The organism is Flavobacterium sp. FlaQc-47 (assembly GCF_044006475.1).
Classification (GTDB): domain Bacteria; phylum Bacteroidota; class Bacteroidia; order Flavobacteriales; family Flavobacteriaceae; genus Flavobacterium.
This window is the reverse complement of record NZ_JBIPCQ010000005.1, coordinates 334,751-360,844: the sequence shown is the minus strand read 5'-3', so window position 1 is coordinate 360,844 and position 26,094 is coordinate 334,751. Positions and strand designations below refer to the sequence as shown.

Below are 26,094 nucleotides of genomic sequence, written 5' to 3'. Positions count from 1 at the left end.
CTTTTTAAATGAAGGCCCATAAAAATAGCCACTACAGTGGCTCCTATTTTATAGTTCATTTTTTTTTATTTAATTCTTTAAGTTTTTTTCTAACAACCTGAAAATCTTCTGTTTTTGCAAAAGACTTACTTTCTTCTGTTATTTGCTTTTTTGTTTCTAATAAATATCTAATAATTTCATCAGTACTTCTGTTTTGTGGTCTTAAAACTTCCATAGTATTTATTTTTTTAAACAAAGTTACGATTTTAAAAAATTAGTTTAAAAAAAGCCGTTACTAAAAAAGTAACGGCTAATATTTCATTTTAAACAAAAATTATTTTTTGTGTCTAGGCTCGCTAGAAACAGTCAATTTATGTCTTCCTTTTGCTCTTCTACGCGCTAGAACTTTTCTTCCATTCGCAGAAGCCATTCTGTCCATAAATCCGTGCTTATTTCTTCTTTTTCTTTTCGATGGTTGAAATGTTCTTTTGCTCATTGCTTTGTATCTTTAAATAGTATGTAATATCTCTTTTTGTTCTTCGAATATTGTTATTCTAAAACCGAGTGCAAATATACAAAGACTTTTTTTTCTCGCAAGCACTTTAATAAAAATATTTTTAATTCATTTTACTATATTTGCAATCACAAATATACATCTATTATGTTTCACAAAAATATTAAACTTATTTTAGCAGGACTTCTTGTAGTTGCTGGCATTTATCAATTTACAGAGAGTAATATCGGGAACGGAATCTTCCTTATATTATTGACTGCAATTCCAATATTTCTTTACTTTAAAAACGAATTTATCCTTTTAGCCTTCCTTAAATTAAGAAAACAAGATTTTGAAGGCGCTAAAAAATGGCTGGCATACATCAAAAACCCGGAAGCTGCATTAGTGCGAAAACAACAAGGATACTTTAATTACCTTCACGGAATCATGTTGTCGCAAACAAATATCAACCAGGCCGAGAAACATTTTAAAAAAGCTATCGAACTTGGACTATCAATGGATATGGATTTAGCGGTGGCAAAATTAAACCTTGCCGGAGTTGCAATGTCAAGAAGAAGAAAACTCGAAGCGACTAATTTATTGAACGAAGCTAAGAAATTAGACAAACAAGGAATGCTGAAAGAGCAAATCACAATGATGAAAGATCAAATGAAGAAAATCTAAATTTCTTTAAATTACAATATCAAAATCCCAAATTCCAATTATATGGTATTTGGGATTTTTTTTGTCGCTTTTTATTTTTCACAATCTTGTCATTCTGAGGAACGAAGGATCGCACTAGTAATTCCGTAAAATGATGCCGCAATCTTTGCCGAGCTTCTTTGTTGAGCTTTTTTGTTGAGCTTTTTTGTTGAGCTTCTTGTGTGATCCTTCGTTCCTCAGGATGACAAGATGGGCTAGAATATTCGTATGAAACGGCTACACTAGCCCCGATAGAAGTGGAAATCCTTTTGTGCCGGGGTTCGGCACAAAAGATTGGAACGGATAGCGGGATTAGCTCCTAAAAAAGATTTGTATTTATCATAGAAATCAGGATGGGAACATTATGAGTATTGAAATTTGGAATTTTAAAAACTGCAATTTTAAAGGTTTCTAATCCTCCAATATGATCGAAGGCAAATTCTCATTCAGCCATTTGTATTTGTTCAGGATCATAATATGCGTTCCTCCTTTTACAACGATACAATTATTGATATACTTTATAGGAAAAACATCATCCTGATCTCCGTGAATATGAATTACTTTTGGATCGATCTCGTTTCTATTCCATAAAATAACCGATTCAACGGCCCACTGTAAATACTTAAGGTCACGAACCGCTAAAAACTTTTCGTAAAGTTTAATACGTTTATTGATTTTTTCACCAAAAGAATATTTAGCCAGATTCTCAATATTCAAAATTAACTTCATAGGAATCAGCTTATATGCTTTTGTAGTTTTCCCTAATTTCATTCTTCTTGGAAATTCTCCATTACTTCTCACACTCGAAATAATAATCACCTTTCTAACTGGAATATGTTTCGCCATTTCCTGAACCAGAATTCCTCCAAAAGAAACACCAATTAGAACCGGATTTTCGTGTTTGATATTTTTAGTGATTCGGAGTGCATAATCAGTCAAGGATTCCTTTGCCTGTGGAATTTCCCATTCTAACATACACATTTCAAAAACAGATTCATCTAATATGATTCTTTCAAAAATAGCCGGACTAGCCGCCAAACCGGGCATAAAGTATACAGGAATTTTACTCATTTGATAGAAAATGGATTAGGTTACAGCTTATATTTTGAAGCTAAAATTACTTTTTTTAGCAATATGCATGCAAATCTTGCACCATAATATTTTTTGACTAAAATTAAATTACAAAAACTCTAAATGTTAAACATCTATTACCTCATCAAAAATAATTTTATATTGAAAATCAAATGATTACCTTTGTAGTCATAATAACCATTATTTAACAAATTTTCCAAAGGTTTGTTCGATAATATTTATGAACGTTCTTTTTCTATTATTTTTTAATTCAATCCCCAAAACATGACTAATATGGAACCTATTGAAACTATGGAAATCAAAGACAACACTTTTGCAAGACAATTTGAAACCATAGTCCCTGAAGGATTACTTTCTGTTGAATATTCATTTCAGGAAAAGAAAATTTTCCTGACAAAAATCAACAAACCTGAAGGGTATGAAAATCAAGCTTTAATTGATCAAGTGCTTAAAAACATTATGGACATTATCATTGAAAAGAAATTCAAATTAATGCCCATTCATCCCAGAATTGTATTATTCATTAAAAAAAATCCTGTGTATAAAGAACTACTTCCACCGGGAATTCGAATTTAAATTTTAAAAATAACCAATAAGTCTCAGCCACAGCCCACCGATAACCATGTAAATAAGTAACATTGTTAATCCGGTGACTAGCCCTTTGACCCACCAGCTTTTTAAGTCAACATAGCCGCTCCCAAAGAAAACAGGTGCCGGACCATGACCGTAATGCGTTAAAGTTCCATAAATGGACCCTACAAAACCCAACATAAAGGCTAAAAGTAATCCCGGAATTCCAAGCGAAACCCCTACGCCAAGCAAAGCCGCATACATTGCCGCAACGTGTGCGGTTGCACTGGCAAAAAGATAATGACTAAAAAAGTAGACCAATATAATAATTGGGAAAGCCATTTGCCAGCTTAAACCGCCAATTTCGGCTTTTACCAAATTACTGAACCAACCAATAAATCCTAATTCGTTAAGCGAACTCGCCATCATTACCAAAACCGAAAACCATACAATGGTATCCCAAGCACCTTTTTCGGCTTTTACATCTTCCCACGTTAAGACTGACGTAAGCAATAAAATGACCAAGCCAATAAATGCAGTTGTTGTTGCATCGATAGAAAATAAATCACCTGTCATCCAGAGAAATAATAAGATAAAGAAAGTCAGCAACATCATCCATTCATTACGGGTTATTGCCCCCATCTCTTTTAGCTTTTGAGCCGCAATTTGCGGAGCGTCTCCGGTTTTCTTTAATTCTGGCGGATAAATTTTATATAAAACTAACGGAATTACAAAAAAAGCCACCAAACCCGGAACAATTGCCGCAGTTGCCCACGAAATCCAACTTATCTTAATTCCTAAATTAAGGGCGAATTTTTGACACATGGGGTTACTTGCCGTTCCTGTCAAAAACATAGACGAAGCAATTAAATTCGCATTATAGCTGCTTAGCGTTAAATAGGATCCTAATTTTCTATGGGTTTCAGGCTGATCCGGCATCGAGCCAAAACTCATTGCCATTGATTTCATAATAGGATAAATAATCCCTCCTCCCCTTGCGGTATTACTTGGTACGGCGGGAGCCAAAACCAAATCAGCTAATCCTAAGCCATAAGCCAATCCTAATGAACTTTTCCCGAATATTCGAATAAACAAAAAAGCAATTCGGTTTCCTAAACCTGTCTTGATAAAACCTCTGGCAATAAAAAACGAAATTCCGATAAGCCAAATCACTTTATCTCCAAAACCTCTCAATGCCAGAGTAATTGATTTTCCAGCTTCGCCAGGAGCTAAAACCTGAGAGAATGCCGTTAATGCAATTGCAATCATACACATGGTTCCCATAGGCGCAGCCTTTAAAATAATTCCAAGAATTGTTGCCACAAAAATTGCAAACAAATGCCAGGCTTCAATTACAACACCGTCCGGTGCAGGAATTAACCAAATTGCAATTCCAACTGCCAGCGTAATCAGGGTTTGAGGAATTTTTACTTCTTTCATAAAAGCGGGAATTAAGTTAAATTAAAGTCGGAGTTGTATTTGAATCAGAAATAATTCATCATCATAAAAGGAAGTGTCTGGAATGTTTTTATCGTATCGATCAATTTCAAATCCCATTTCGATACGTCCTAAATAAGCTTTACCAAATTCCAGACTGATCATTGGAGTAAATGTTTGGCGTACATTCGAATTTACTTTATAATTATTATCAAAAGATTCATATCGACATGATAATTCCAGCGAAGTTAATTTTTTATAATCAACCACATATCTCAAATTAGGCAGGAAATAAACTCCACGCATTTGGTAATCGTCAACATTTGAAGTTCTGCCATCAACAGGTAAAGAAAAATACAAATTATGATTTGTTCCTTGCTTATATTCGATTTGCAAATCAAAAGTAAACCTGTCAGTTAGTCTAAAATCACTTGTAATATCAGCACCCAGAGCAAATACTTTTTCTTGTGATCTTTTTCCGATACCGCCGTTTAATCCTATATTTATTTTATGTTTTTGAGACAATTCAAAAACCCATCTAGTTGAATATTGCTTTCCGTTATCATTGTCCATTTCCTGATTTTTTCCGTTTCCGTTTAAAATAGAAACAGCATAACTAACCGGGATTTTTCCAATATCAAAAACCCCGTTTGCCGAGGCGCCAATTTGAAAACTCGTCCAGCCATTTTTCCCGAATTCATAATACTGATTCGAGAAATCAAATGACTTTATAATATCTACAGGAACTAATTCCTCAATACCAAATGCGGGACGAAACTGACCTCCTGTTAAAGCAATATATTTATTAAAAGTATATTTTCCGTATGCATTTTCAAGTACTTTCCCTTTTGTATCTGATTTAAAATCAGCAAGATTAACCAGAATCACAACTTCTGTGGCTTCGCTTAATTTAGTATTTAAACCAACTCGCATTCTTTTAATATCAAATGAACTTTGAGTAACTTCTCCTGTAGAATGCTGCAATCCTGTAACATCTACATTATCACCAAAACTTTCTAAATATCTTGCCTGCAAAAGTCCTTTAAACTGAAATTGGGGATATTTAATAACACTTTCCGAATCTTCTGCTTTTTGAGTTGTCGCAGTTTGAGCATTCATGAAAAGCGGTAATATTAAAAGGATAAAAACAATTTTTAGCAGTAAAATTTTATTCATAAATTCCATAATTAAAAATTAGGCTTTTATTCCCCGTTTTTACAAAATCTCTCAGATAAGAATATCTGGAATGCGTAGTTCTCTAAAATATCTTACCAAAATAAGAAAAAATATAACGTCTTGTAAAAAAAATATCACTAAAATAATATCGCAGATTTTAACATAAACAAAAAAGCACAAGAATTAACTTGTGCTTTTTACTATTTATGTAAGTAGAATTACTTTTCGATCTCTTTCATAGAATCCATTTTTTTGTGTGCCAAGAAACCGGCAACATCTTCAAAATGTTCTTTCACACGTTTGTTTCCAAACTCAAAAACTTTAGTTGCTAATCCATCAAGGAAATCACGATCGTGAGAAACCAGAATTAAAGTTCCGTCAAAGTCACGCAATGCATCTTTAATAATATCTTTAGTCTTCATATCCAGGTGATTTGAAGGCTCATCCAGAATCAATAAATTCACTGGTTCAAGCAATAATTTAATCATTGCCAAACGTGTTTTTTCTCCTCCTGAAAGCACTTTTACCTTTTTAGTAATATCATCGCCCTGAAACATAAAAGCTCCAAGAATATTTTTAATCTGAGTTCTTACATCTCCAACTGCAATTGCATCGATAGTTTCAAAGATTGTAGCATTTTCATCTAATAATGAAGCCTGATTTTGGGCAAAATATCCAATTTGTGAATTATGACCAATTTCTACACTTCCTTCATCGATACCTATTTCTTTCATGATCGCTTTGATCATTGTCGATTTTCCTTCTCCGTTTTTACCTACAAAAGCTACTTTTTCACCTCTTTCGATAACAATATTGGCATCTTTAAAAACAACATGATCCCCGTAAGATTTAGAAAGCTCTTTGACTACAACCGGATATTGTCCTGAACGCGCTGCCGGAGGGAATTTTAATTTCAAAGCGGAGTTATCCACTTCATCAACTTGTACAATAACCAGTTTTTCAAGCATTTTAACACGTGACTGAACGGCATCTGTTTTAGAGAATGTTCCTTTAAAACGATCTATAAAAGTTCTGTTATCAGCAATCATTTTTTGCTGTTCATCGTATGCTTTTTGCTGGTGAATACGACGGTCTTTTCTTAACTCTAAATAATGAGAATATTTTGCTTTATAATCGTAAATTCTTCCCATCGTAACCTCAATTGTACGATTCGTGATATTATCAACAAATGCTCTATCGTGGGAAATTACAACAACTGCTTTTGCCTGAGTCAATAAAAAATCTTCCAGCCATTGAATACTTTCAATATCCATGTGGTTGGTTGGCTCATCCAGTAAAATCAAATCCGGCTTTTGAAGTAAAATTTTTGCCAGCTCAATACGCATTCTCCATCCTCCTGAAAATTCAGATGTCTGACGTGTAAAATCCTCGCGTTCAAAACCTAAACCAACTAAGATTTTCTCAACTTCAGCTTCGTAATTTACTTCTTCGATTGCATAAAATTTCTCGCTTAAGTCTGAAACTCTTTCGATTAATTTCATGTAAGCATCACTTTCATAATCAGTACGAACGGTTAATTGTTCGTTGATTTCATCAATTTCAGCTTTCATTTTAAAGATTTCACCAAAAGCTTTTGATGCTTCTTCCATTACAGTTGCGCCATCCTGCGTTAGTAAATGCTGAGGCAAATAGGCCACAATAGCATCTTTTGGGGCAGAGATACTTCCGGTAGAGGGTTTGCTTTGACCTGCAATTATTTTTAAAAGCGTCGATTTACCCGCACCGTTTTTACCCATAAGGGCAATTTTATCATTTTCATTTATAGCAAAAGAAACATCGCTAAATAATGTAGTTCCACCAAACTGAACCGAAATATCGTTAACTGTAATCATTACTTTCTGTGAATTTGTTTAATCGGTTAATCGTTTAGTTGACTATCCTTTTTTTCGTGGTGCAAAGATAGATTTTAATTAGATAATGTGCCAATGAGAATTTAAGATTTTAGAGCGTTAGACTTCTTAGACTTTTAGAAATTATCAAAAAAAACACTAAACATTAAGCGGTACACTTCAAAATCTAAGAAATCTAAAAATCCAACAATCTAAGAAGTCTGTCAAAATTCCCAAATGTTTCCAGAAACAGAGGTTTAATTTGAACTCGTATTCTTATATTTGAGATACATAAAACAGGCAAGTATGAAAATTTTAATAATAGAAGATGAAGCTGGTTTACGTGAGGTGGTGCAACAATCACTTGAAAAAGAAAAATACATAGTAGAAACTGCACATGACTATATTTCAGGATTAGACAAATTAGGCGCATATGATTATGATTGTATTTTAATCGATATTATGCTGCCTAACGGAAATGGTCTGGACTTACTTCAGGAATTAAAAAGACAAAAAAAGCAAAGTGCAGTTATTATAATTTCGGCAAAAGATGCTGTTGATGATAAGGTTAAAGGGCTGGATTTAGGCGCAGATGATTATTTGAGTAAACCTTTTCATTTATCTGAATTACATGCCAGAATCAAATCGGCAATTCGCAGAAACAATCATAATGGCGATAATTTTATTGCCTGGAAAAACGTAACACTTTTTCCGGAACAAAGAACTGTTTCTATTGACGACGAAGCATTAATTTTAAACAGAAAGGAATTTGATTTGCTTTATTATTTCATCATCAATCCCAACCGATTAATTAATAAAACCGCTATTGCGGAATATGTCTGGGGAGATCATACGGATCAGGCCGACAATTTAGATTTTGTATATTCGCAGATTAAAAATTTACGAAAAAAACTAAAAGACAGTAATGCCGAAATTGATATTCAGGCAGTTTACGGTATTGGTTATAAAATGAATTGATGAAATTACAAAACTATACACTTCGCTATCTTGCCATAACATTATTGCTTGTAATCCCAATTTGGGCAGGAATTTTTTATGTGCTAATTCTGGATGAAGTGTATGACAATATAGATGATGATTTAAAAAATTCTAAAATTATAATCGTCCGTCATGCTTTTGCAAACAAGGAATTATTGAATTCACCAGACTTCGGAATCAATAAATTCACGATAAAACCACTTCCAAAAGGTCAATATTCTCATAAAGAGGAATTTTCAACTTCAAAAGAATTTATGGAATATGACAATGACAATGAACCTATCAGAACCTTAAAAACTGTATTTGATGATGAAAAAGGCAACTCATACGAATTAATCATAAAAGCTTCGATCGTTGAAGAAGATGAGTTACTGGAGGATTTGTTTTTAGCATTAATAGGTTTATATGTGATGCTTGTTATCAGTATATTACTGGTAAACCGTTTACTTTTAAAAAGAATCTGGAAATCATTTCATGTTATTTTAGAAAACCTAAAAGAAATTAAATTAGGAACCGGCAGCAAATTAAAACCTATAAATTCTTCGATAGATGAATTTATTAGTCTGGAAAAAGAAGTCGAAAAGATGTTGACCCGAAATGAAATGATATATTCCAGCCAGAAGCAATTTATTGAAAACGCTTCACATGAATTACAAACTCCTCTGGCAATAAGCATTAATAAACTTGAATTATTTGCTGAGAATAATATACTTCCTGATGAACAAATGATGGAATTAGGAAAAATAACGGACACATTAAATCGATTAACTAAATTGAATAAATCCTTATTAATGTTATCCAAAATAGAAAACCAGCAATTTTCTGAAGAAAAAAATATTGATTTTAATGAGCTTATTTTACTATTAGCTGATGATTATGATGATTTATCAGAGTATAAGAAAGTAAAAATTACAGTGATCCAAAATGATTCGTTGTATTTCATGATGAACAAAGGATTAGCAATAGCACTGATTAGCAATTTATTAAAAAACGCCATAATCCATAATCATCCAAATGGTTTTGTAAACTTTATCATTAATAAAAATGAGATCCTAATTTCAAATAGCGGCAATAATTCTCCATTAAATCCGGAAGTAATTTTCAACAGATTATATCGCCATACTACCACTAATGAATCAACCGGTTTAGGATTATCGATAGTAAAATCTATTATAAACAATTATTCCATTACTATAGAATACCTGTTTACCGAAAACCATCAGTTTAAAATTATTTTTCCAAAAAAGTAGTCTTTTTATTATTTTTTCCTAATTGTTTCCAAATTCAGGTCTTAATCTTGTATCAGAATTTAAATATACAATTATGAAAACGAAATTAAACCCAGCCTTCTGTTTGCTTGCAGGATTAGCATTTGGATTTTCAGCAAATGCTCAAAAAACAACCATTACAAAAGCTGCTTTGCCTGTAAATGCGCAAACATTTTTAAAAACTCACTTTGCAGGGCAAGAACCTACTTATATTATTAAGGACAAAGAAACTTTCTCGACAGATTATAAAGTACAATTCGCAAATAATATTGAAGTCGAATTTGATGCAAAAGGAAATTGGGAAGAAGTAGATGGAAATCACACTTCAATTCCTGCCGCAATAGTTCCTAAAGCAATAGCCTCTTATGTAAAAGCAAATTTTGCAACTACAGCCGTAACTAAAATCAGCAAAGACTACAAAGGTTATGAAGTAAATATAAACAATGGTCTGGAACTTGAATTTAACTCAAAAGGCAACTTTTTAAGAATTGACAATTAAGCATTCTCTATTAAAACATCCAATCATGAAAAAAATATTATTATCCGGTTTTATCGCTTTGGCACTTTTAGTTACTACAACATCTTGTGACAGCGATGACGACGATCGCGAAACAGTAATTACAGCTACGGACTTACCGCAAACGGCAAGTATTTTTATAACAACATATTTCGCTAATACTACTTATCAGGTAATAAAAAAACAGGACAAACCAGACGCAGATGGATCTATCTATGATGTTTATTTAACAAATGGTTTTGAAATTGATTTTGATGCCAATGGAAATTGGGTCGATATTGACGGAAATCATCAGGCAATTCCTGTTGAGTTGATTCCGGAAAAAATCAATACTTATGTAATGACAAATTATCCCAATCAATCTGTAACTTCAATTGACAATGAAAAAACATTTATTGAAGTTGAACTTTCTAACAATATAGAAGTGGTATTTGATCTTCAGGGAAATTTTATTCGAATTGATAAATAAAGGCGCAACTACATAAAACCAAAAGCTCTGAATTTAATTTCAGGGCTTTTTTTAAGCCATTACGTTTTTTAATTTAAATCAATATTCTTACATTTTTAAAAATATAATCTTATCTTGTATAAGAATCAAAAATCAGTACTATATGAGAACGAAATTAAACTTTACTGTTTGTCTAATAGCAGGATTAGTATTTGGACTTTCAGCAAATGCACAAAAAACAATAATTAAAAAAGAAGCTTTACCGGCAAATGCTCAAGCTTTCCTAAAAACCCATTTTGGATCAAAAAAACCAAGTTATATAATAGAGGACAAAGAAATTCTTTCTACAGAATATAAAGTTCAATTTAATGATAAACTGGAAATTGAATTTGATAAAAAAGGAAACTGGAAAGAAGTTGATGGTGAAAATTCTAAAATCCCTTCCTCTATTATCCCGAAAAAAATTGCTTCTTATGTGAAAGATAACTTTCGCAAAGAAAAAATAACCAAAATAGAAATAGGAACTTCCGGTTATGAAACAAAACTTACCAATGGTTTAGAATTAAAATTTACATTAAAGGGAGATTTTACAAAAATCGACAAATAAGTAGTATTTAATTTAAAAACAAAAATCCGACAGGCTTTAAAAACCTGTCGGATTTACTAAATTATCACATTATCAAATTGACTAATTATCTAAATTAAATTAATCTTTTCTCCACTTTTTAGTTTCCTCAAAAATATGTTCCAGTATTGCTGCTTCTGTCGCATCAAAATCTATGTTTCGTCTTCCCATAACTAATCTCGCAGTTTCAAAAGCTTTTTTAGTAATATAAGTTGTAAAACCTGCTGCTCCGCCCCATGAGAAACTTGGGACAAAATTGCGGGGAAAACCACTTCCAAAAATATTAGCACTCACTCCTACTACAGTTCCGGTATTGAACATCGTATTGATTCCGCATTTACTATGATCTCCCATCATTAATCCACAAAATTGAAGTCCTGTTTTAGAAAAACCTTCTGTTTCATAGCTCCACAACTTCACTTCTTCGTAATTGTTTTTTAAATTTGAGTTATTACTGTCTGCACCAATATTACACCATTCACCTAAAACCGAATCTCCTAAAAATCCGTCATGTCCTTTGTTTGAATTTGCAAAAAGAACGGAATTTTTAACCTCTCCTCCTATTCTTGATCCAGGTCCAACTGTTGTTGCTCCGTAAACTTTTGCGTTTAATTTTACCTGTGCATTTTCGCATAAAGCAAAAGGACCACGAATTACGGTTCCTTCCATAATTTCACTATTCTTACCTATATATATCGGACCGTTTGAAGCATTCAGGGTAACAAATTCTAATTTTGCTCCTTCTTCAATAAATATATTTTCGGGCGCAATAACATTTACACTTTTTGGGATTGGCTGTGATTTTCTGTCTTCAGTCAAATAAATAAAGTCTTCACGAATTGCAGCATCATTTTTAGAGAAAATATCCCATGTATGTTCTACAGTTAAAGCTTCACCATTATACTGAATGATTTCGTAAGTGTCAAAATCTACTTCTTCCTGATTCTCATTGGTAAAAAAAGCAATTACATCATCGCCCTTAAAAATCGCCTGATTTTCTTTTAAGTCAGAAACCATTTCCGCAAGCGTATCATTTGGTAAATACGCTGCATTGATCATAACATTCTCTTCTAATTCAACCATCGGGAATTTCTCTGACAGATATTCTTCGGTAATAGTTGTTATTGTCGAACCTAAACGCGTTTCCCATTTCTGGCGAATGGTCATTATTCCAATTAATATATCAGCAACAGGTCTAGTAAAAGTAAAAGGGAGTAAAGCATTCCGGACGGGACCGTCAAAAAGAATGTAATTCATAAATATTAAATTTGGTACTTGTTAAAAACTTGATTTGGTTATCGGGTTCAAAGTTACAAATATTTATGCGTTTTCATTAAATGCACATTAATTCAAACCAAAAAATAGTTGCTTTTTTTTAGAGACACTACTAAAATATTGTCCAGAATTATATTTTTTTTATATTGGTAATCATTTAACCGCAAAGCCCGCAAAGGTTTTACGCAAAGCTCGCAAAGTAAATATTCACAAAGCGTTGCGAACTTTTCGGTACTAGTACAACCTGAAATAAAAAAACTTTGCGCACATTGCGGTTAAATAATTCTCAAAAAAAAAAGCCTCCCAAATTGGAAGGCTTTATATAAGTAAAAACAGCTTTTATTATTTAGCGTGTTTAGCGTATTTAGTTTTGAATTTATCAATACGTCCTGCAGTATCGATAAGTTTAGATTTACCAGTATAAAAAGGGTGAGATGTTCTGGAAATCTCCATTTTTACAACTGGATACTCAACTCCGTCAACTTCAATTGTTTCTTTTGTATCTGCAGTAGATTTAGTGATAAAAACTTCGTCATTTGACATGTCTTTAAATGCAACTAATCTGTAATTTTCTGGGTGAATTCCTTTTTTCATCTTTTCTTTTATTTATTGTTTGGAGTATTTTTATTTTGAAGCTTTTCCGTGGTTAGAAAAAGGTGTAAACAAAGGATACTCTTTTTTTGTTTAAAACGTTTAATTATTTGAGTTTGCAAATTTACAATTCTTTTTTAATATTCAAATGTTTAGCTCACTTTTTTTTAGTTAAATTCAAAAAGCTTTTTTTATCTCTGATTATATTGGGAATTGCTATATTTGTGGATTAATAAATCATCGTTTTATGGAAAAAAATACTTCTCCTGCTAAATCATCAATACTATATGGTGTTTTGTTTGGTGTTATTATGGTTTTAGAATTTGTTATCATGTATATAATAGGTATGAAATCGCTGGTAAATTCCAGTATTGGTACAATTGTAAACATAGGCAACTATCTTGTATTACCAATCTTGTTTATATATATAGGTTGTACTAATTATAAGAAAAATATCAATAATGGTTTTATTTCTTTTAGTGAATGTTTAAAAGTTGGAATTTCAATCACTTTTGTTGCTGCTTTTGTTTACGCCGCTTTTAGTGTGATTTTTAATTTGATTTTTCCTGAGTTCATAAACGAAATGATTGATATTTCTAAAGAAGGAATGCTTGCCAAAAACCCTGAAATGACAGCGAAAGAAATGGAGATGGGAGTTTCTATGATTAAAAAATTCATGAATCCTGCAATTGTTTTTCCTGTAACGCTTGTGATGTACTCTTTCTTCGGATTATTGTATTCGTCACTTATAGGAGCAATTATAAAGAATAACAAAACTCAAAGTTTATAAAAATTTAAATGAATTTATCTATACTTATACCGCTTCTTAATGAGGAGGAATCACTAAAGGAACTCTATTCGTGGATCATTAAAGTGATGCAATCTAATAATTACTCTTATGAAATCATTTTTGTAGATGATGGAAGTACGGATGATTCCTGGAATATTATTGAAAGTTTCTCTATTGAAAATCCTCATGTAAAAGGAATTCGTTTCATGAAAAACTTTGGAAAATCACAGGCTTTACATGCTGGTTTTGCAAAAGCAAAGGGCGATGTAATTATTACAATGGATGCCGATTTACAAGATAGTCCGGACGAAATCCCCGGATTATACGAAATGATTACGGCTGAAAAATTTGATTTGGTTTCCGGCTGGAAAAAGAAACGTTACGACTCTGTGGTAGCAAAAAATCTTCCGTCAAAGTTGTTTAACTGGGCGGCAAGAAAAACTTCCGGAGTTGAATTGAATGATTTTAACTGCGGATTAAAAGCATATAAAAATACGGTTGTAAAAAACATAGAAGTTTCGGGCGAAATGCACCGTTATATTCCTGTTTTGGCCAAAAATGCGGGTTTTGGGAAAATTGGTGAAAAAGTCGTGATTCATCAGGCTCGTAAATATGGCGAAACAAAATTTGGAATGGAGCGTTTTATAAACGGTTTTCTGGATTTAATTACAATTTGGTTTTTGTCAAGATTTGGCAAAAGACCTATGCACTTATTTGGCGCAATGGGTTCAGTGATGTTTATCATTGGATTTTTATCAACCGGATATATTGGTATTTCTAAATTATACCATATGTATAACGGAATGAAATATAGCTTAATAACAAGTAATCCATGGTTTTTTATTGCATTAACAACTATGATTTTAGGAACTCAATTATTTCTTGCAGGTTTTCTGGGAGAAATTATTTTGAGAACTAAAAGTAATGAACCACGTTATAAAGTTGCCCGAGAGGTTAATTTTTAACACAAATCCCTAGCCCTGATGGAAGGGAAAATCCTTTTTTATCTGCTTTGGCGGATAAAAAAGATTGGAATGACAGCAGGAAATAGCTCCTGAAAATTATTATAAACATAAAAATATACGAATGATGAATATAGCACCTAATATTTTGAATGCTGTAAACGAATGGCTGACCCCTACATTTGATAATGATACACAAGCTGCCGTTAAGAAATTAATGACTACATCGCCAAAAGAACTTGAGGAAAGTTTTTATAAAAATCTGGAATTTGGAACTGGCGGAATGCGCGGTGTCATGGGCGTTGGAAACAACAGAATTAACAAATATACGCTTGGAAAAAATACTCAGGGATTATCTGATTATTTACACCAGGTTTTCCCTAACAAACCTTTAAAGGTTGTTATTGCTTACGATTGTCGTCACAACAGTAACACGCTTGCAAAAGTTGTGGCTGATGTTTTCTCGGCTAACGGAATTCAGGTTTATTTATTTTCTGATTTACGTCCTACTCCTGAATTGTCTTTTGCGCTTAAATATTTAGGCTGTCAATGCGGAATTGTTTTAACAGCTTCACATAATCCACCGGAATATAACGGTTATAAAGTATACTGGGAAGATGGCGGACAAATTGTTCCTCCGGAAGATGCAGCGATTATTAATGTAATCGAGAATCTTGATTACGACAAAATTAAATTCAACGCTAACGAAAGCCTGATTCAATATATTGATACTGAAATTGATAAAGCTTTTATAAAATCATCTATAGAAAACGCAAGTTTTAATACTCCGGCTGAAGCCAAAGATAATCTTCAGATTGTTTTTACTTCGTTACACGGAACGTCAATAAAATCTATTCCTGATACTTTATCGCAGGCAGGTTACAAAAATGTTCATATTGTACCGGAACAAGCTGTTCCGGACGGGAATTTTCCAACAGTAAAATCTCCAAATCCTGAAGAACCTGAAGCTCTGACTATGGCTTTGGCTCTTGCCGATAAAACAAATTCTGACATTGTAGTGGGAACTGATCCTGACTGTGATCGTCTTGGTGTTGCGGTGAGAAATAATGATGGTAAAATGATTTTGCTTAACGGAAATCAAACCATGATTTTGATGACTTCTTTTTTATTGAAACAATGGAAAAAAGCAGGTAAAATTAACGGTAAACAATTCGTAGGTTCTACAATTGTTTCCACTCCTATGATGATGGAATTAGCATCCAGCTATGGCGTTGAATGCAAAGTGGGTTTGACCGGTTTTAAATGGATTGCCAAAATGATTAAGGATTTTCCGGAACTCGAATTTATTGGAGGTGGCGAGGAAAGCTTTGGTTTTATGGTTGGTGACGCCGTAAGAGACAAAGATGCTGTTGCCGCTACTTTATTAATCTGCGAAGTTGCAGCTCAGGCAAAAGCAGCAGGAAGCAGTGTTTACAAAGAACTTTTACAATTGTATGTTGAAAATGGTTTTTATAAAGAGTACCTGGTTTCATTAACTAAAAAAGGAATTGAAGGTTTACAGGAAATCACTCAGATGATGATTGATTTACGTGAAAATCCTTTGAAAGAAATTAGCGGACAAAGAGTAATTATGGTAGAGGATTATCAATCATCAATTGCTTTGAATTTATTGACTGGTGAAGAATCCACAATGGATATTCCGAAATCGAACGTATTGATTTATTATACAGAAGATGGTTCTAAAATTTGTGCAAGACCAAGCGGAACTGAACCTAAAATTAAATTCTACATTAGTGTTAATGCAGAATTAGATTCGGTCACTAATTTTGACGCCGCAGAAAGTTTCTTAGACGAAAAAATACAAAATATCATTGCAGGAATGCATTTGAAATAAAAAAATGAGTGACAAACCGGAAACAAATGATCAGCCCGAACTATTAAATTCAATCATTGGATTAATAGATCAGACGCGTCATTTTGTTGCCAAAACGGTGAATCAGGAATTGACCTTATTATATTGGAAAATTGGAAAAACCATAAATGAAGAGATTCTAAAAAACGATAGAGCAGATTATGGAAAGAAACTTATTAAAAATTTAAGTGAGAAACTTTCTATAAGATATGGAACCGGGTTCAACAAAAGAAACATACACAGTTTCATCAAGTTAAATACTGTTTTTCAAGACTTTACAATTGTGCACACAGTGTGTGCACAATTGAGTTGGTCTCATATTAGAACTTTAATATATATTGAAAACAATATAAAACGGGAGTTTTACATTCAAATGAGCGTTCATGAAAGATGGAGCGTAAGGACTTTGCAGGAACGTATTGACAGTATGCTTTTTGAAAGAACCGCTATTAGTAAAAAGCCCGAACAAACTATCCTTAATGACTTAGCGTCATTAAAAAACGAAAAACAAATTAGTCCTGATTTAACTTTTCGCGATCCTTATTTCCTTGACTTTCTAGGATTACATGATAGTTATTCTGAGAAAGATTTAGAAAGTTCAATCTTAGCTCAATTACAAAATTTCATTACCGAAATGGGAAGCGAATTTGCTTTTCTTGCCCGCCAAAAAAGAATAACAATCGACGATGAAGATTTCTATATCGATTTACTTTTTTATCATCGAGGCTTACGCCGATTGGTTGCAATTGACTTAAAACTAGGAAAATTTAAAGCAGGTTATAAAGGCCAAATGGAACTTTATTTACGTTGGTTAGAGAAAAACGAACAAAAAGAAGGTGAAAACAAACCAATTGGATTAATTTTGTGCAGTGAAAAATCTCCTGAACAAATCAATTATTTAATGCTTGATAACGATGAACAAATCAAAGTTTCAGCTTATTTAACCCAATTACCAGAAAAAAAATTATTGCTGGAAAAACTCGAAAGAGCGATTGCCATAGCAGAAAATAACATCCACAAATAAATGAGTACTTTCAAAAAAATAGTCCCTTTTATATATCCGTATAAAAAATACGCATTCTTAAACATTTTTTTCAATGTTTTATATGCACTTTTCAGTACACTTTCCTTTGTCGCTTTAATACCAATGCTTCAGGTATTATTTGACCAGACAAAGGCGAGAAAAATAAAACCGGTATATCAGGGAATTTTAAAACTTCAGCAATATGGTGAAGATTACTTAAGCTATTACATCACCACAACAAAAGGTGATCATGATCCGGGTTATATTTTAGCTATAATGGTAACTATTATAATCTCGATCTTCTTATTAAAAAACTTAGCAGATTATTTAGCTATGTTTTTTATTACTTTTTTACGAAATGGTGTTTTAAAAGACATGCGAAATGCTATGTATAAAAAAACACTGGAACTTCCGTTAGCTTTCTATTCTGAGAAAAGAAAAGGAGACGTGATTTCCAGAATTTCTGCAGATGTAAATGAGGTTCAAAACTCATTTTTAGCAATATTGGAACTTATTGTAAAAGAACCTTTAACAATAATTTTTACGATAACAACAATGCTGATTATCAGCACCAAACTAACGTTATTTGTTTTTATTTTTATTCCGATTTCAGGTTACATTATTTCATTAATTGGAAAACAACTTAAAAAACAATCGACAAAAGCGCAAGAAGAACAAGGTACTTTTTTATCGACAATCGAAGAAACTATTGGTGGATTGAAAGTGGTAAAAGGATATAATTCTGAAAACTATTTCAATACTGTTTTTCAAAATTCAACGGAACGTTTTTTCAATTTATCAAATACTATAGGCAATCGCCAGAATTTAGCTTCGCCTGCGAGTGAGTTTATGGGAATTACGGTTATTGCTATTTTATTGTGGTACGGAGGTCAAATGGTTTTGATTGACAAGACTTTAAGTGGCCCTTCATTTATAGCTTACATGGGATTAGCGTATAATATCCTTACTCCTGCAAAAGCAATTTCTAAAGCTTCTTACGGAGTAAAAAGAGGAAATGCAGCAGCAGAACGCGTTCTTGAAATTTTAGAACAGGAAAATACAATAACATCAAAAGATAAAGCAATCGAAAAAACAACTTTTGATGACGTTATAAGTGTTCAGAATATCAACTTTAAATATAAAGACGAAACGGTTTTAAAAGACTTTTCGCTTCAAATTAAAAAAGGTCAGACTGTTGCACTTGTTGGTCAGTCCGGAAGTGGAAAAAGTACGATTGCAAACTTGCTGACTCGTTTTTATGATGTAAATGACGGAACAATTTCTATTGATGGAATCAATATTAAAGACCTTAATTTGCAATCGCTTCGGGGATTGATGGGATTAGTTACTCAGGATAGCATCTTGTTTAATGATACCATAAAAGCAAATATTTTATTAGGGAAACTTGATGCAACTGATGATGAAATTATCGCAGCGCTAAAAATCGCCAATGCCTTTGAGTTTGTAAAAGACTTACCATTAGGAATTTACACCAATATTGGAGACAGCGGGAATAATATTTCCGGCGGTCAAAAGCAACGTTTATCAATTGCACGTGCGGTATTGAAAAATCCTCCAATTATGATCTTGGATGAAGCTACATCAGCATTAGATACGGAAAGTGAGAAATTTGTTCAGGAGGCTTTAGAGAATATGATGCAAAACAGAACTTCTATCGTAATTGCACACCGACTTTCGACTATTCAGAAAGCAGATTTAATCGTCGTAATGCAAAAGGGAAAAATAGTGGAGCAAGGAACTCATGATGAATTGATCGCACATAACGGAACTTACAATAAGTTAATTATGATGCAGTCTTTTGAGTCGTAGTTTATTACTCTCTAAGCTTTAAAACCTTTGATGCTTTGAACTTTTGAGCCTAAGAACCTTTTAAACAGAAAAAATGTATCTTAACAATCCAAACATAAAGCTTCCTGATGATCCAGATACTATTGTTTGGAAATACTTAGACTTGTCTAAATTTCTGGATTTATTACTGTCCAAAAAATTATTCATGTCCCGATCTGATAAATTCGAAGATCAGTACGAAGGTACTTTCAGCGAACCTACTTTTGAAGAGATTAAAAAACTGGCGATTGATAATCCTGACTTTTTAAATTACTACAAAACACATCGCGAGCAAGTTGCCATAAGCAGCTGGCATATTAACGAATATGAATCGTTTGCTATGTGGCAGATTTTTACGCAAAACAGCGAAGGATTAGCGATTCAGTCAACTATAGGAAGATTGCAAAAAGCATTGAATCCGGAGAATAATTTTGATCAGTATATTGGCGAAGTAAATTATATTGACTACAAAAAGGAATATATTCCGTTTGATGACTTGTTTTTCCCGTTTTTATTTAAACGAAAAAGTTTTCAATACGAGCGCGAAGTCCGCATTATTACTGATACTTCAAAAAGTATTTCGAAACTGAATGATGGTTTAAAAATCAATGTGGATCTTAAACAATTAATCGAGAAGATATATATTCATCCAAAATCAGAAAACTGGTATAAAAAACTGGTAATTGAATTGGTCGAGCGTTTGGGATTTGGATTTGAAATTGAGAAATCCGATCTTGAAAGCGATATCTTGATTTAGATCGTGGTAATTTTTAACCGTTATTCTAAACTGGACTGAAGTCCAGCTCTACAATATTGATTGAGCCTAGCGGCTCTTTTTTAATCAAATTAAAAAACAAAAAACCATTTGAAAATTAATTTTCAAATGGTTTTTTGTTTGATCAAGGTCAAAATTTTAAATCTAAAATTTATATAAGAAAGTGAAATATTAATTTAGATTATTTTTGTTTTAGCTTGTCCAAATATTTTTCTCGTAGATAAAGATTTTCGTCTTCTATTATTGTTTGATTATTCTTCCTGATATAATAAAAAACTGAATCAGATTTGTTTTTCTTCACAACAGAATCTCCTATTTGAATTTTATCATACAGCGAATTACTAACAACCCATCTTATTCCTGTTTTTAAAAACAAACAATGAGGAAAACGATATCCATCACCTCCTTCAACCTTTTTTTCATAAACAATACCGGAAAAACTATATTCATTAGCTTCTTTATACTCCCGTTCAATATAGCCTATTGAATTAGTCTGAAAGTATCCTCCAATTAATGATAAAAACAATATTGGCATAAAAATGTACCATAGCACACTTTTAACTTTGTTTTCTTGATCTTTCAGTTCTGCCTCAGAATACATTAAGAAATATTTTTAGTCAGAATCAAATTGGTTTATAACTTTTAACTTCCCATTTTTTGGCAGTTAAATCAACGTAGTTATAATGTAGAACATCATTTTTATCGAATTGTCCGTTTTGGTTTGTGTCTTCGATTGTTCTGAAATACAGACGGTTTTTAGATTCTACTAAACTCCAGTCTATTAATTCCTGAAAATCTTCTGAGATTTTAGTGAAATTTTCACCGCTAATGCTACTTAGATACAATGTTTTAATATCGCCTGAATCAATTTTACCGTCTTTATTGGTGTCAGAATCGGCCAAAGTATACACCATAATTTGGTTTTGAGTTTTATCTGCAACAGCTTTCAAATAAGTAGCCGTTAAGATCAAAGCAGGTTTATCTGTCAAAGGTCGGATAGAATCTGAATCTACTTTTTGAAATTTCAGGTTTTGCAAATATCCTGTAATTTCATATTCTCCTAAATTAGAAATGGTAAAACTCACATCATTCACACTCGACGATCCGTAGCGGGATTTTGTACCTCGTTCAAAAACGCGCAAATCTCCAACAGGATGAATTAAATAATCAGTTCCTTCCATCTGAATCGGCAAATCAGCTATTTCAATTTGTGTCGAATCGGTTTTTGAAACAACATTTGATTTGTTGGCAGCATCATAAATTACTTTTGGTTTCTGAACTTCGTCTTTACAACTCACTAATGTTCCGATGATTGCTAAGGCTATATATTTTAAGGAGTTTTTCATGTATGCTAAATTATATTAGGATATCAAATATAGTATTTTTGATTGTATTATCTAGTTTTATTGAATTTTACTAAGACAAAACAATCCGCTTATTTTCAACGTAGATAATTCTTATATTATTGCAGAAGAACTAAATCAGTTTTTATAACCTCGCATTCAGCTTTACGTTAAAAACTCTTGAAGTCATATAATTTGGAATCGCATATTGGTTTTTAGAGTACACATCGCGAACCCACGTATTGGTTATTGCGTTTTGATTGTTGAAAAGATTAAAAATCTCTAATCCCACAGATAATTCCTTGAAGTTTTTCAACCATTTTGCCTTTGCAACTTTGGTACTGTTATCTACAAAAACTTTGGCAAAACCAACATCTGCCCTGCGATAATCATTTAAACGGCTTTGATATAAATAAGGATCAGAATATGATGGAGATCCACCGGGCAAACCAGTATTGTAAACTAAATTAAGATACAATTTCACACTTGGAATACTTGGCATATAATCCTGAAACAACATGGCAAATTTCAAACGCTGATCTGTTGGTCTGGCAATAAATCCCTTATCGGCATAATTTTCTTCGGTTTTTAAATAACCAAAGCTAATCCACGATTCTGTTCCCGGAACAAATTCACCATTTAATCTAAAATCAAGACCTTGCGCATAGGCAGTTGCATTATTATTGGCGATATAACGAATCCTGACATTATCTATCGAATATACATTTACATCTGAAAGTGATTTATAATATACTTCCGTAACCCATTTAAAAGTACGGTTCCACATTTTAAAATTATAATCGTTGCTCAAAACAATATGTACCGATTCCTGCGCTTTTACGTTCGGGTTTACAACACCATCCAAATCACGAAGTTCCCTGTAAAAAGGCGGCTGATAATATAATCCTCCCGAAAGCCTGAAAACCATATCCATATCCCAATCCGGTTTTATGGCAAACTGAGCACGCGGACTAACAACAATTTGATTTTTTCCTTCAACAGTCGCTCCGGAAACATTCCAACTCTGGAAACGCGCACCAATATTATACCATATTTGATTCGATCCTAATTCTGCTTTTTTATTGTATTGCGCATAACCTGAAAACCTATTAATGTTGTTAAAGTTTGTAGCACTAACGTCCTGATACGGCAAAAGTGGTCCGGTATAAGGTTCGTAAGGCTGATTGTTTTTTGGCAAAACTACAATTGGAGGATTTATAGAAAATCCAACAGAATCTATCATTTCCCACTCTACAATTCTGTCACGAATTGATTCTCTGGTGTATTTTAAACCAAACTCTAATTGACTGTCATTTTTCCATTCCTTAAATCCTTTAATCTCTGCATTTGCAATCAAAGCATCTAAATCATTTCGGGCATGATTGAGTTGTGAACCAATTCCGCGGGTAAAATCAACATCTGTAGATCCGTCTTCGCCCACATTTCCTAAACGATATTGTGCCAAAATATCAAAATGCTCCTCCTCCATAGTATGGAATAAAGAACCTATAAATTTCAGGGTCAAACTTGGCGAAACTTTATAAGTGGTTTTAAAAGCACCAAAATAAGTGTCATACTGATCTCGTTCTTTACCTTCATAATACACCGCAAGCGACATTGGCTGATCTATAGTTCCAAATTTTGTTTCGCGTGTTAAAGGCTGATACAAATATTTATTTTGAGAAATATTGCCTAAAAAACTAATTTGCCATTTATCCGAAATATCATAATTAACATTTGTCTGAATATCTGCAAAAGTGGGTGTATAATTAGTTTGTGTATCCTGACTATTTACCAATAAACTATTATTGCGATAGCGAACTCCGGTTACTGCCGACCATTTTTTATTTTTGGAAACGGCATCAACTGAAATGCTTCCGCCCAATAAACTGGCTTCTAAGGAAGCTCCAAACTCCGTTGGTTTTCTATAAGTAATATCTAAAACAGAGGATAATTTATCTCCAAACTTAGCCTGAAATCCTCCTGCCGAAAAATCCACATTCTGAACTAAATCTGTATTTGTAAAACTCAAACCTTCCTGTTGTCCTGAACGAATTAAAAACGGACGATAGACTTCGACTTCATTTACGTAAACTAAATTTTCATCATAATTTCCGCCACGAACTGCATATTGTGTACTCAATTCATTGTTTGAATTTACGCCCGGTAGTGTTTTTAGAATATTTTCGATTCCGGCATTTGCGCCTGGAATTTTTTTAATCGTAGCGGCATCAACAGTTGTAATTCCCTGAACTCGTTTTTTGTTTTTAGAAGAAACGAAAACCTCTCCCATTTGTTCCTCGGAATTATTCATTACAGGATTAAAAACAAAAACTTCATTTGGCTTCAAACTCACCGTAAGACTCATCATTTTTAAGGAAATGTGAGTAAAAATCAAGGATATTTTTTTATCTGAAGGAACATCAATTTCAAAAAAACCATTTGCGTCTGATTGTTTCGTATTACCTAAAGAAGTAATATTAACATCGGCAACCGGACGATTTTGATTGTCTAAAATAATACCTTTAACATGAGCATTTTGAGCAAATGAAATACTGGTAATGCAGAAAAAAATAAATACGAATAATTGCTTATTTAGGTTCAAAGGTTTTAGTTTTATTTTTGTTGGCTTCTAAAAAAATGAGTTTCAAAGATAGCAGAATTACCCACATTATCAATCACTTCTATTTTTAAATCATTTGCACCTTCGGCAACAATTGTATCATCAAAAGTGTGCGTGATTTTTTTGGTTTTATTTTCATATTCAAACAAAATCCATTTTCCGTTTAAGTATCCGTTGTAGGACTTAATTCCTGATGAACTGTCGCTAATGGTGAACTGTATTTTTTTAACATCACTGATCCATTTGCCTTCAATAGGTTTAGCTATAGTGATCTTTGGCGCAATAGTATCTAAAACTAATCCATATTGTCCGAGTATTTTTGCTTTGGCTGTAAAAACATCACCTTTTCTAAGTGTACCATTATGGCTGGCGCTATTTCCGCTAAATCTTCCAATGAAAAGTTTATCTCTTAAATTTTCCGGATAAGAATCATCTTTTATTGTAATTGTAAAGTTTGAATGAACAGGAACAGTATCATCATGAATGTAAATGCGATTATTTTTTACGTCAAAATTTAAATTAAAATCATCATAAAAAATTCCCGCCGGAAAAAATACGGACATATTCTCTTTTTCAAAAATCGCATCTTTATTGGATTTAATGAAATATTTTGACATTACAGGTTCGGCTGAAACAATTGGAGTTGCCGAATCATATTCAATCGGAATTGTAACTGAATTTAAATTTCCAAAGTAATCTGACACTTCAATTCTATAGGTTGAAGCTAAATTCGGCTCGACCGGAATAATTCCGCGAAGAGAATCTGTTTTAATAATACTCAGGGCAAAAGGCGTTTTCATGAAAAGTTTTTGAACGCGCTGTCCTGATTTTTTATATTTTGAATAATCTATGAATGCATTTATGTAGCGCATTTCATCAAATGAATAAGTATTGAACTGATAATTATAATTTTGATTTCCGTTAAAAAATGTAGAAACATTAAAAACGCCATTTTTATTAAATGAAACATCATCAAAATCTACAGCAGAAACTCCAAAACCAATTTTTCCGTTTGCTTTTACTTTACTTGCTAAATAAGTTCCGTCTTTTTGAAGCACAAGATTCAGCAATAAAGGCTGCTTGGACTGATTGACCGTCGAATTATCTAATGGATAAACATATACACTTGAAATACTTGGCTTTTTAGTGTCTTTTATATTCTTATCAAACCCGAAAAAAATCGGATTAATAACAAATTCGGTTTTAGAATCACGGATTTCAAAATGCAAATGCGGTCCTTCTGATGAACCTGTATTTCCTGAAAGCCCAATTATCTGCCCTTTTGTAACCGGTAATTCATTCGGTTTAAGGAACATTTCAATTTCATATGCCTGTTCTTTATAATGCGTTTTTGTAACATAATTCTGAATTTCTCCAACAGGCGTTTGCAAATGTCCGTAAACCGAAGTGTACCCATTTGGATGCGTAATGTAGATACATTTACCGTTTCCGTATGTTGAAATTTTGATTCTTGAAACGTAACCGTCACCAATTGCATACACATTTAGTCCTTCTCTTTGATTTGTTTTCAAATCGAAACCTGCATGGAAATGATTGGGTCTTAGCTCGCCAAAATTACCGGATAATTGCATAGGGATATCAAGCGGCGGACTAAAATCTCCCTTTGGATATTGGGTTTGAGCAAATATAAAGGAAGAAAAAAACACGGAAAGTAAAGTCAGTTTCATAAGCAACATTTTTGCTAAGATAAAAAAATATGAGCCGAAAACCGAGTATAAAGCTACAAAAATACAATTGATTGAATTTCATTTAATTGGTTATTTTTAATGTAAAAAAATCGATAAAAAATTGCATTAATAAAAAGGAATACTAA

At 32.8% G+C, this 26,094-nt stretch carries 25 protein-coding genes; 13 read left to right on the top strand and 12 right to left on the bottom strand.

Going from position 1 to position 26,094, the window contains the following annotated elements:
• Positions 1-55: 55 nt before the first annotated feature.
• On the bottom strand, positions 56-214 hold the full coding sequence (locus ACHRVX_RS18140; protein WP_395334727.1) for a hypothetical protein: 159 nt from the start codon (positions 212-214) through the stop codon (positions 56-58).
• A 99-nt stretch (positions 215-313) separates the two neighbouring features.
• Positions 314-475: a 50S ribosomal protein L34 gene (gene rpmH / locus ACHRVX_RS18135; protein WP_008464848.1), complete on the bottom strand. Its 162-nt coding sequence runs from the start codon at positions 473-475 to the stop codon at positions 314-316.
• Between the two features lie 165 nt (positions 476-640).
• On the opposite strand from rpmH, the gene ACHRVX_RS18130 reads away from it, so the two are divergent.
• On the top strand, positions 641-1,156 hold the full coding sequence (locus tag ACHRVX_RS18130) for a hypothetical protein (RefSeq protein WP_056246554.1): 516 nt from the start codon (positions 641-643) through the stop codon (positions 1,154-1,156).
• A gap of 429 nt (positions 1,157-1,585) precedes the next feature.
• Here ACHRVX_RS18130 and ACHRVX_RS18125 read toward each other — a convergent pair whose 3' ends face one another.
• Positions 1,586-2,245, bottom strand: coding sequence for an alpha/beta hydrolase family protein (locus ACHRVX_RS18125; protein ID WP_395334725.1), 660 nt, complete (start codon positions 2,243-2,245; stop codon positions 1,586-1,588).
• Positions 2,246-2,557: 312 nt separating this feature from the next.
• Here ACHRVX_RS18125 and ACHRVX_RS18120 point away from each other — a divergent pair, with 312 nt between their 5' ends.
• A complete protein-coding gene (locus ACHRVX_RS18120) occupies positions 2,558-2,842 on the top strand; it encodes a GNAT family N-acetyltransferase (RefSeq protein WP_395334878.1) in 285 nt (94 codons plus the stop codon).
• Between the two features lie 3 nt (positions 2,843-2,845).
• On the opposite strand, the gene ACHRVX_RS18115 is transcribed toward ACHRVX_RS18120, so the two are convergent.
• The 3 genes from ACHRVX_RS18115 to ACHRVX_RS18105 all read right to left on the bottom strand — a co-directional run bounded on the left by ACHRVX_RS18115 (position 2,846) and on the right by ACHRVX_RS18105 (position 7,302).
• Positions 2,846-4,276 carry an anion permease gene (locus ACHRVX_RS18115; protein WP_395334723.1) on the bottom strand — a complete coding sequence of 477 codons (1,431 nt, stop codon included), beginning with the start codon at positions 4,274-4,276 and terminating at the stop codon, positions 2,846-2,848.
• A 21-nt stretch (positions 4,277-4,297) separates the two neighbouring features.
• Positions 4,298-5,449 carry a porin gene (locus ACHRVX_RS18110; RefSeq protein ID WP_395334721.1) on the bottom strand — a complete coding sequence of 384 codons (1,152 nt, stop codon included), beginning with the start codon at positions 5,447-5,449 and terminating at the stop codon, positions 4,298-4,300.
• A gap of 218 nt (positions 5,450-5,667) precedes the next feature.
• Positions 5,668-7,302: an ABC-F family ATP-binding cassette domain-containing protein gene (locus ACHRVX_RS18105; RefSeq protein WP_213301707.1), complete on the bottom strand. Its 1,635-nt coding sequence runs from the start codon at positions 7,300-7,302 to the stop codon at positions 5,668-5,670.
• A gap of 303 nt (positions 7,303-7,605) precedes the next feature.
• Between ACHRVX_RS18105 and ACHRVX_RS18100 the strand changes: the two genes are divergently transcribed.
• The 5 genes from ACHRVX_RS18100 to ACHRVX_RS18080 all read left to right on the top strand — a co-directional run bounded on the left by ACHRVX_RS18100 (position 7,606) and on the right by ACHRVX_RS18080 (position 11,138).
• Complete coding sequence (locus tag ACHRVX_RS18100) at positions 7,606-8,277, top strand: response regulator transcription factor (RefSeq protein ID WP_395334718.1); 672 nt, start codon at positions 7,606-7,608, stop codon at positions 8,275-8,277.
• Positions 8,277-9,548 (top strand): histidine kinase dimerization/phospho-acceptor domain-containing protein, encoded by a 1,272-nt coding sequence (locus tag ACHRVX_RS18095; protein ID WP_395334716.1) that lies wholly within the window; start codon positions 8,277-8,279, stop codon positions 9,546-9,548. The genes ACHRVX_RS18100 and ACHRVX_RS18095 overlap by 1 nt, the downstream gene beginning before the upstream one ends.
• A gap of 73 nt (positions 9,549-9,621) precedes the next feature.
• Entirely contained in the window at positions 9,622-10,065 is a 444-nt protein-coding gene (locus ACHRVX_RS18090) for a PepSY-like domain-containing protein (RefSeq protein WP_395334714.1), read from the top strand.
• A gap of 25 nt (positions 10,066-10,090) precedes the next feature.
• Complete coding sequence (locus ACHRVX_RS18085; RefSeq protein ID WP_395334712.1) at positions 10,091-10,552, top strand: PepSY-like domain-containing protein; 462 nt, start codon at positions 10,091-10,093, stop codon at positions 10,550-10,552.
• 142 nt (positions 10,553-10,694) lie between these two features.
• The gene (locus ACHRVX_RS18080) at positions 10,695-11,138 is read left to right on the top strand and encodes a PepSY-like domain-containing protein (protein ID WP_395334709.1); all 444 of its coding nucleotides are present in this window, start codon (positions 10,695-10,697) and stop codon (positions 11,136-11,138) included.
• A gap of 99 nt (positions 11,139-11,237) precedes the next feature.
• On the opposite strand, the gene ACHRVX_RS18075 is transcribed toward ACHRVX_RS18080, so the two are convergent.
• Both ACHRVX_RS18075 and ACHRVX_RS18070 read right to left on the bottom strand, forming a co-directional pair.
• On the bottom strand, positions 11,238-12,413 hold the full coding sequence (locus tag ACHRVX_RS18075) for a GlmU family protein (RefSeq protein WP_395334707.1): 1,176 nt from the start codon (positions 12,411-12,413) through the stop codon (positions 11,238-11,240).
• A 360-nt stretch (positions 12,414-12,773) separates the two neighbouring features.
• Positions 12,774-13,025, bottom strand: a complete 252-nt coding sequence (locus tag ACHRVX_RS18070; protein WP_310282721.1) for a type B 50S ribosomal protein L31 — start codon at positions 13,023-13,025, stop codon at positions 12,774-12,776.
• A gap of 244 nt (positions 13,026-13,269) precedes the next feature.
• Between ACHRVX_RS18070 and ACHRVX_RS18065 the strand changes: the two genes are divergently transcribed.
• The 6 genes from ACHRVX_RS18065 to ACHRVX_RS18040 all read left to right on the top strand — a co-directional run bounded on the left by ACHRVX_RS18065 (position 13,270) and on the right by ACHRVX_RS18040 (position 20,276).
• The gene (locus tag ACHRVX_RS18065; protein WP_395334705.1) at positions 13,270-13,812 is read left to right on the top strand and encodes a DUF4199 domain-containing protein; all 543 of its coding nucleotides are present in this window, start codon (positions 13,270-13,272) and stop codon (positions 13,810-13,812) included.
• Positions 13,813-13,820: 8 nt separating this feature from the next.
• Positions 13,821-14,777, top strand: a complete 957-nt coding sequence (locus ACHRVX_RS18060; protein WP_395334703.1) for a glycosyltransferase family 2 protein — start codon at positions 13,821-13,823, stop codon at positions 14,775-14,777.
• A 124-nt stretch (positions 14,778-14,901) separates the two neighbouring features.
• Positions 14,902-16,629: a phospho-sugar mutase gene (locus tag ACHRVX_RS18055; RefSeq protein ID WP_395334876.1), complete on the top strand. Its 1,728-nt coding sequence runs from the start codon at positions 14,902-14,904 to the stop codon at positions 16,627-16,629.
• A 4-nt stretch (positions 16,630-16,633) separates the two neighbouring features.
• Positions 16,634-17,671, top strand: coding sequence for a YhcG family protein (locus ACHRVX_RS18050; RefSeq protein WP_395334701.1), 1,038 nt, complete (start codon positions 16,634-16,636; stop codon positions 17,669-17,671).
• Positions 17,672-19,501 (top strand): ABC transporter ATP-binding protein, encoded by a 1,830-nt coding sequence (locus tag ACHRVX_RS18045; protein WP_395334699.1) that lies wholly within the window; start codon positions 17,672-17,674, stop codon positions 19,499-19,501.
• 73 nt (positions 19,502-19,574) lie between these two features.
• Complete coding sequence (locus ACHRVX_RS18040) at positions 19,575-20,276, top strand: DUF2971 domain-containing protein (RefSeq protein ID WP_395334696.1); 702 nt, start codon at positions 19,575-19,577, stop codon at positions 20,274-20,276.
• A 199-nt stretch (positions 20,277-20,475) separates the two neighbouring features.
• Here the strand turns inward: ACHRVX_RS18040 and ACHRVX_RS18035 are convergent, their stop codons facing one another.
• From ACHRVX_RS18035 to ACHRVX_RS18020, 4 genes are all read right to left on the bottom strand, one after another.
• The gene (locus ACHRVX_RS18035) at positions 20,476-20,895 is read right to left on the bottom strand and encodes a hypothetical protein (RefSeq protein WP_395334693.1); all 420 of its coding nucleotides are present in this window, start codon (positions 20,893-20,895) and stop codon (positions 20,476-20,478) included.
• A gap of 22 nt (positions 20,896-20,917) precedes the next feature.
• On the bottom strand, positions 20,918-21,640 hold the full coding sequence (locus ACHRVX_RS18030; RefSeq protein ID WP_395334690.1) for a hypothetical protein: 723 nt from the start codon (positions 21,638-21,640) through the stop codon (positions 20,918-20,920).
• A gap of 142 nt (positions 21,641-21,782) precedes the next feature.
• Complete coding sequence (locus ACHRVX_RS18025) at positions 21,783-24,242, bottom strand: TonB-dependent receptor plug domain-containing protein (RefSeq protein WP_395334687.1); 2,460 nt, start codon at positions 24,240-24,242, stop codon at positions 21,783-21,785.
• Between the two features lie 11 nt (positions 24,243-24,253).
• The gene (locus ACHRVX_RS18020; RefSeq protein ID WP_395334685.1) at positions 24,254-25,948 is read right to left on the bottom strand and encodes a M23 family metallopeptidase; all 1,695 of its coding nucleotides are present in this window, start codon (positions 25,946-25,948) and stop codon (positions 24,254-24,256) included.
• Between the last annotated feature and the right edge of the window lie 146 nt (positions 25,949-26,094).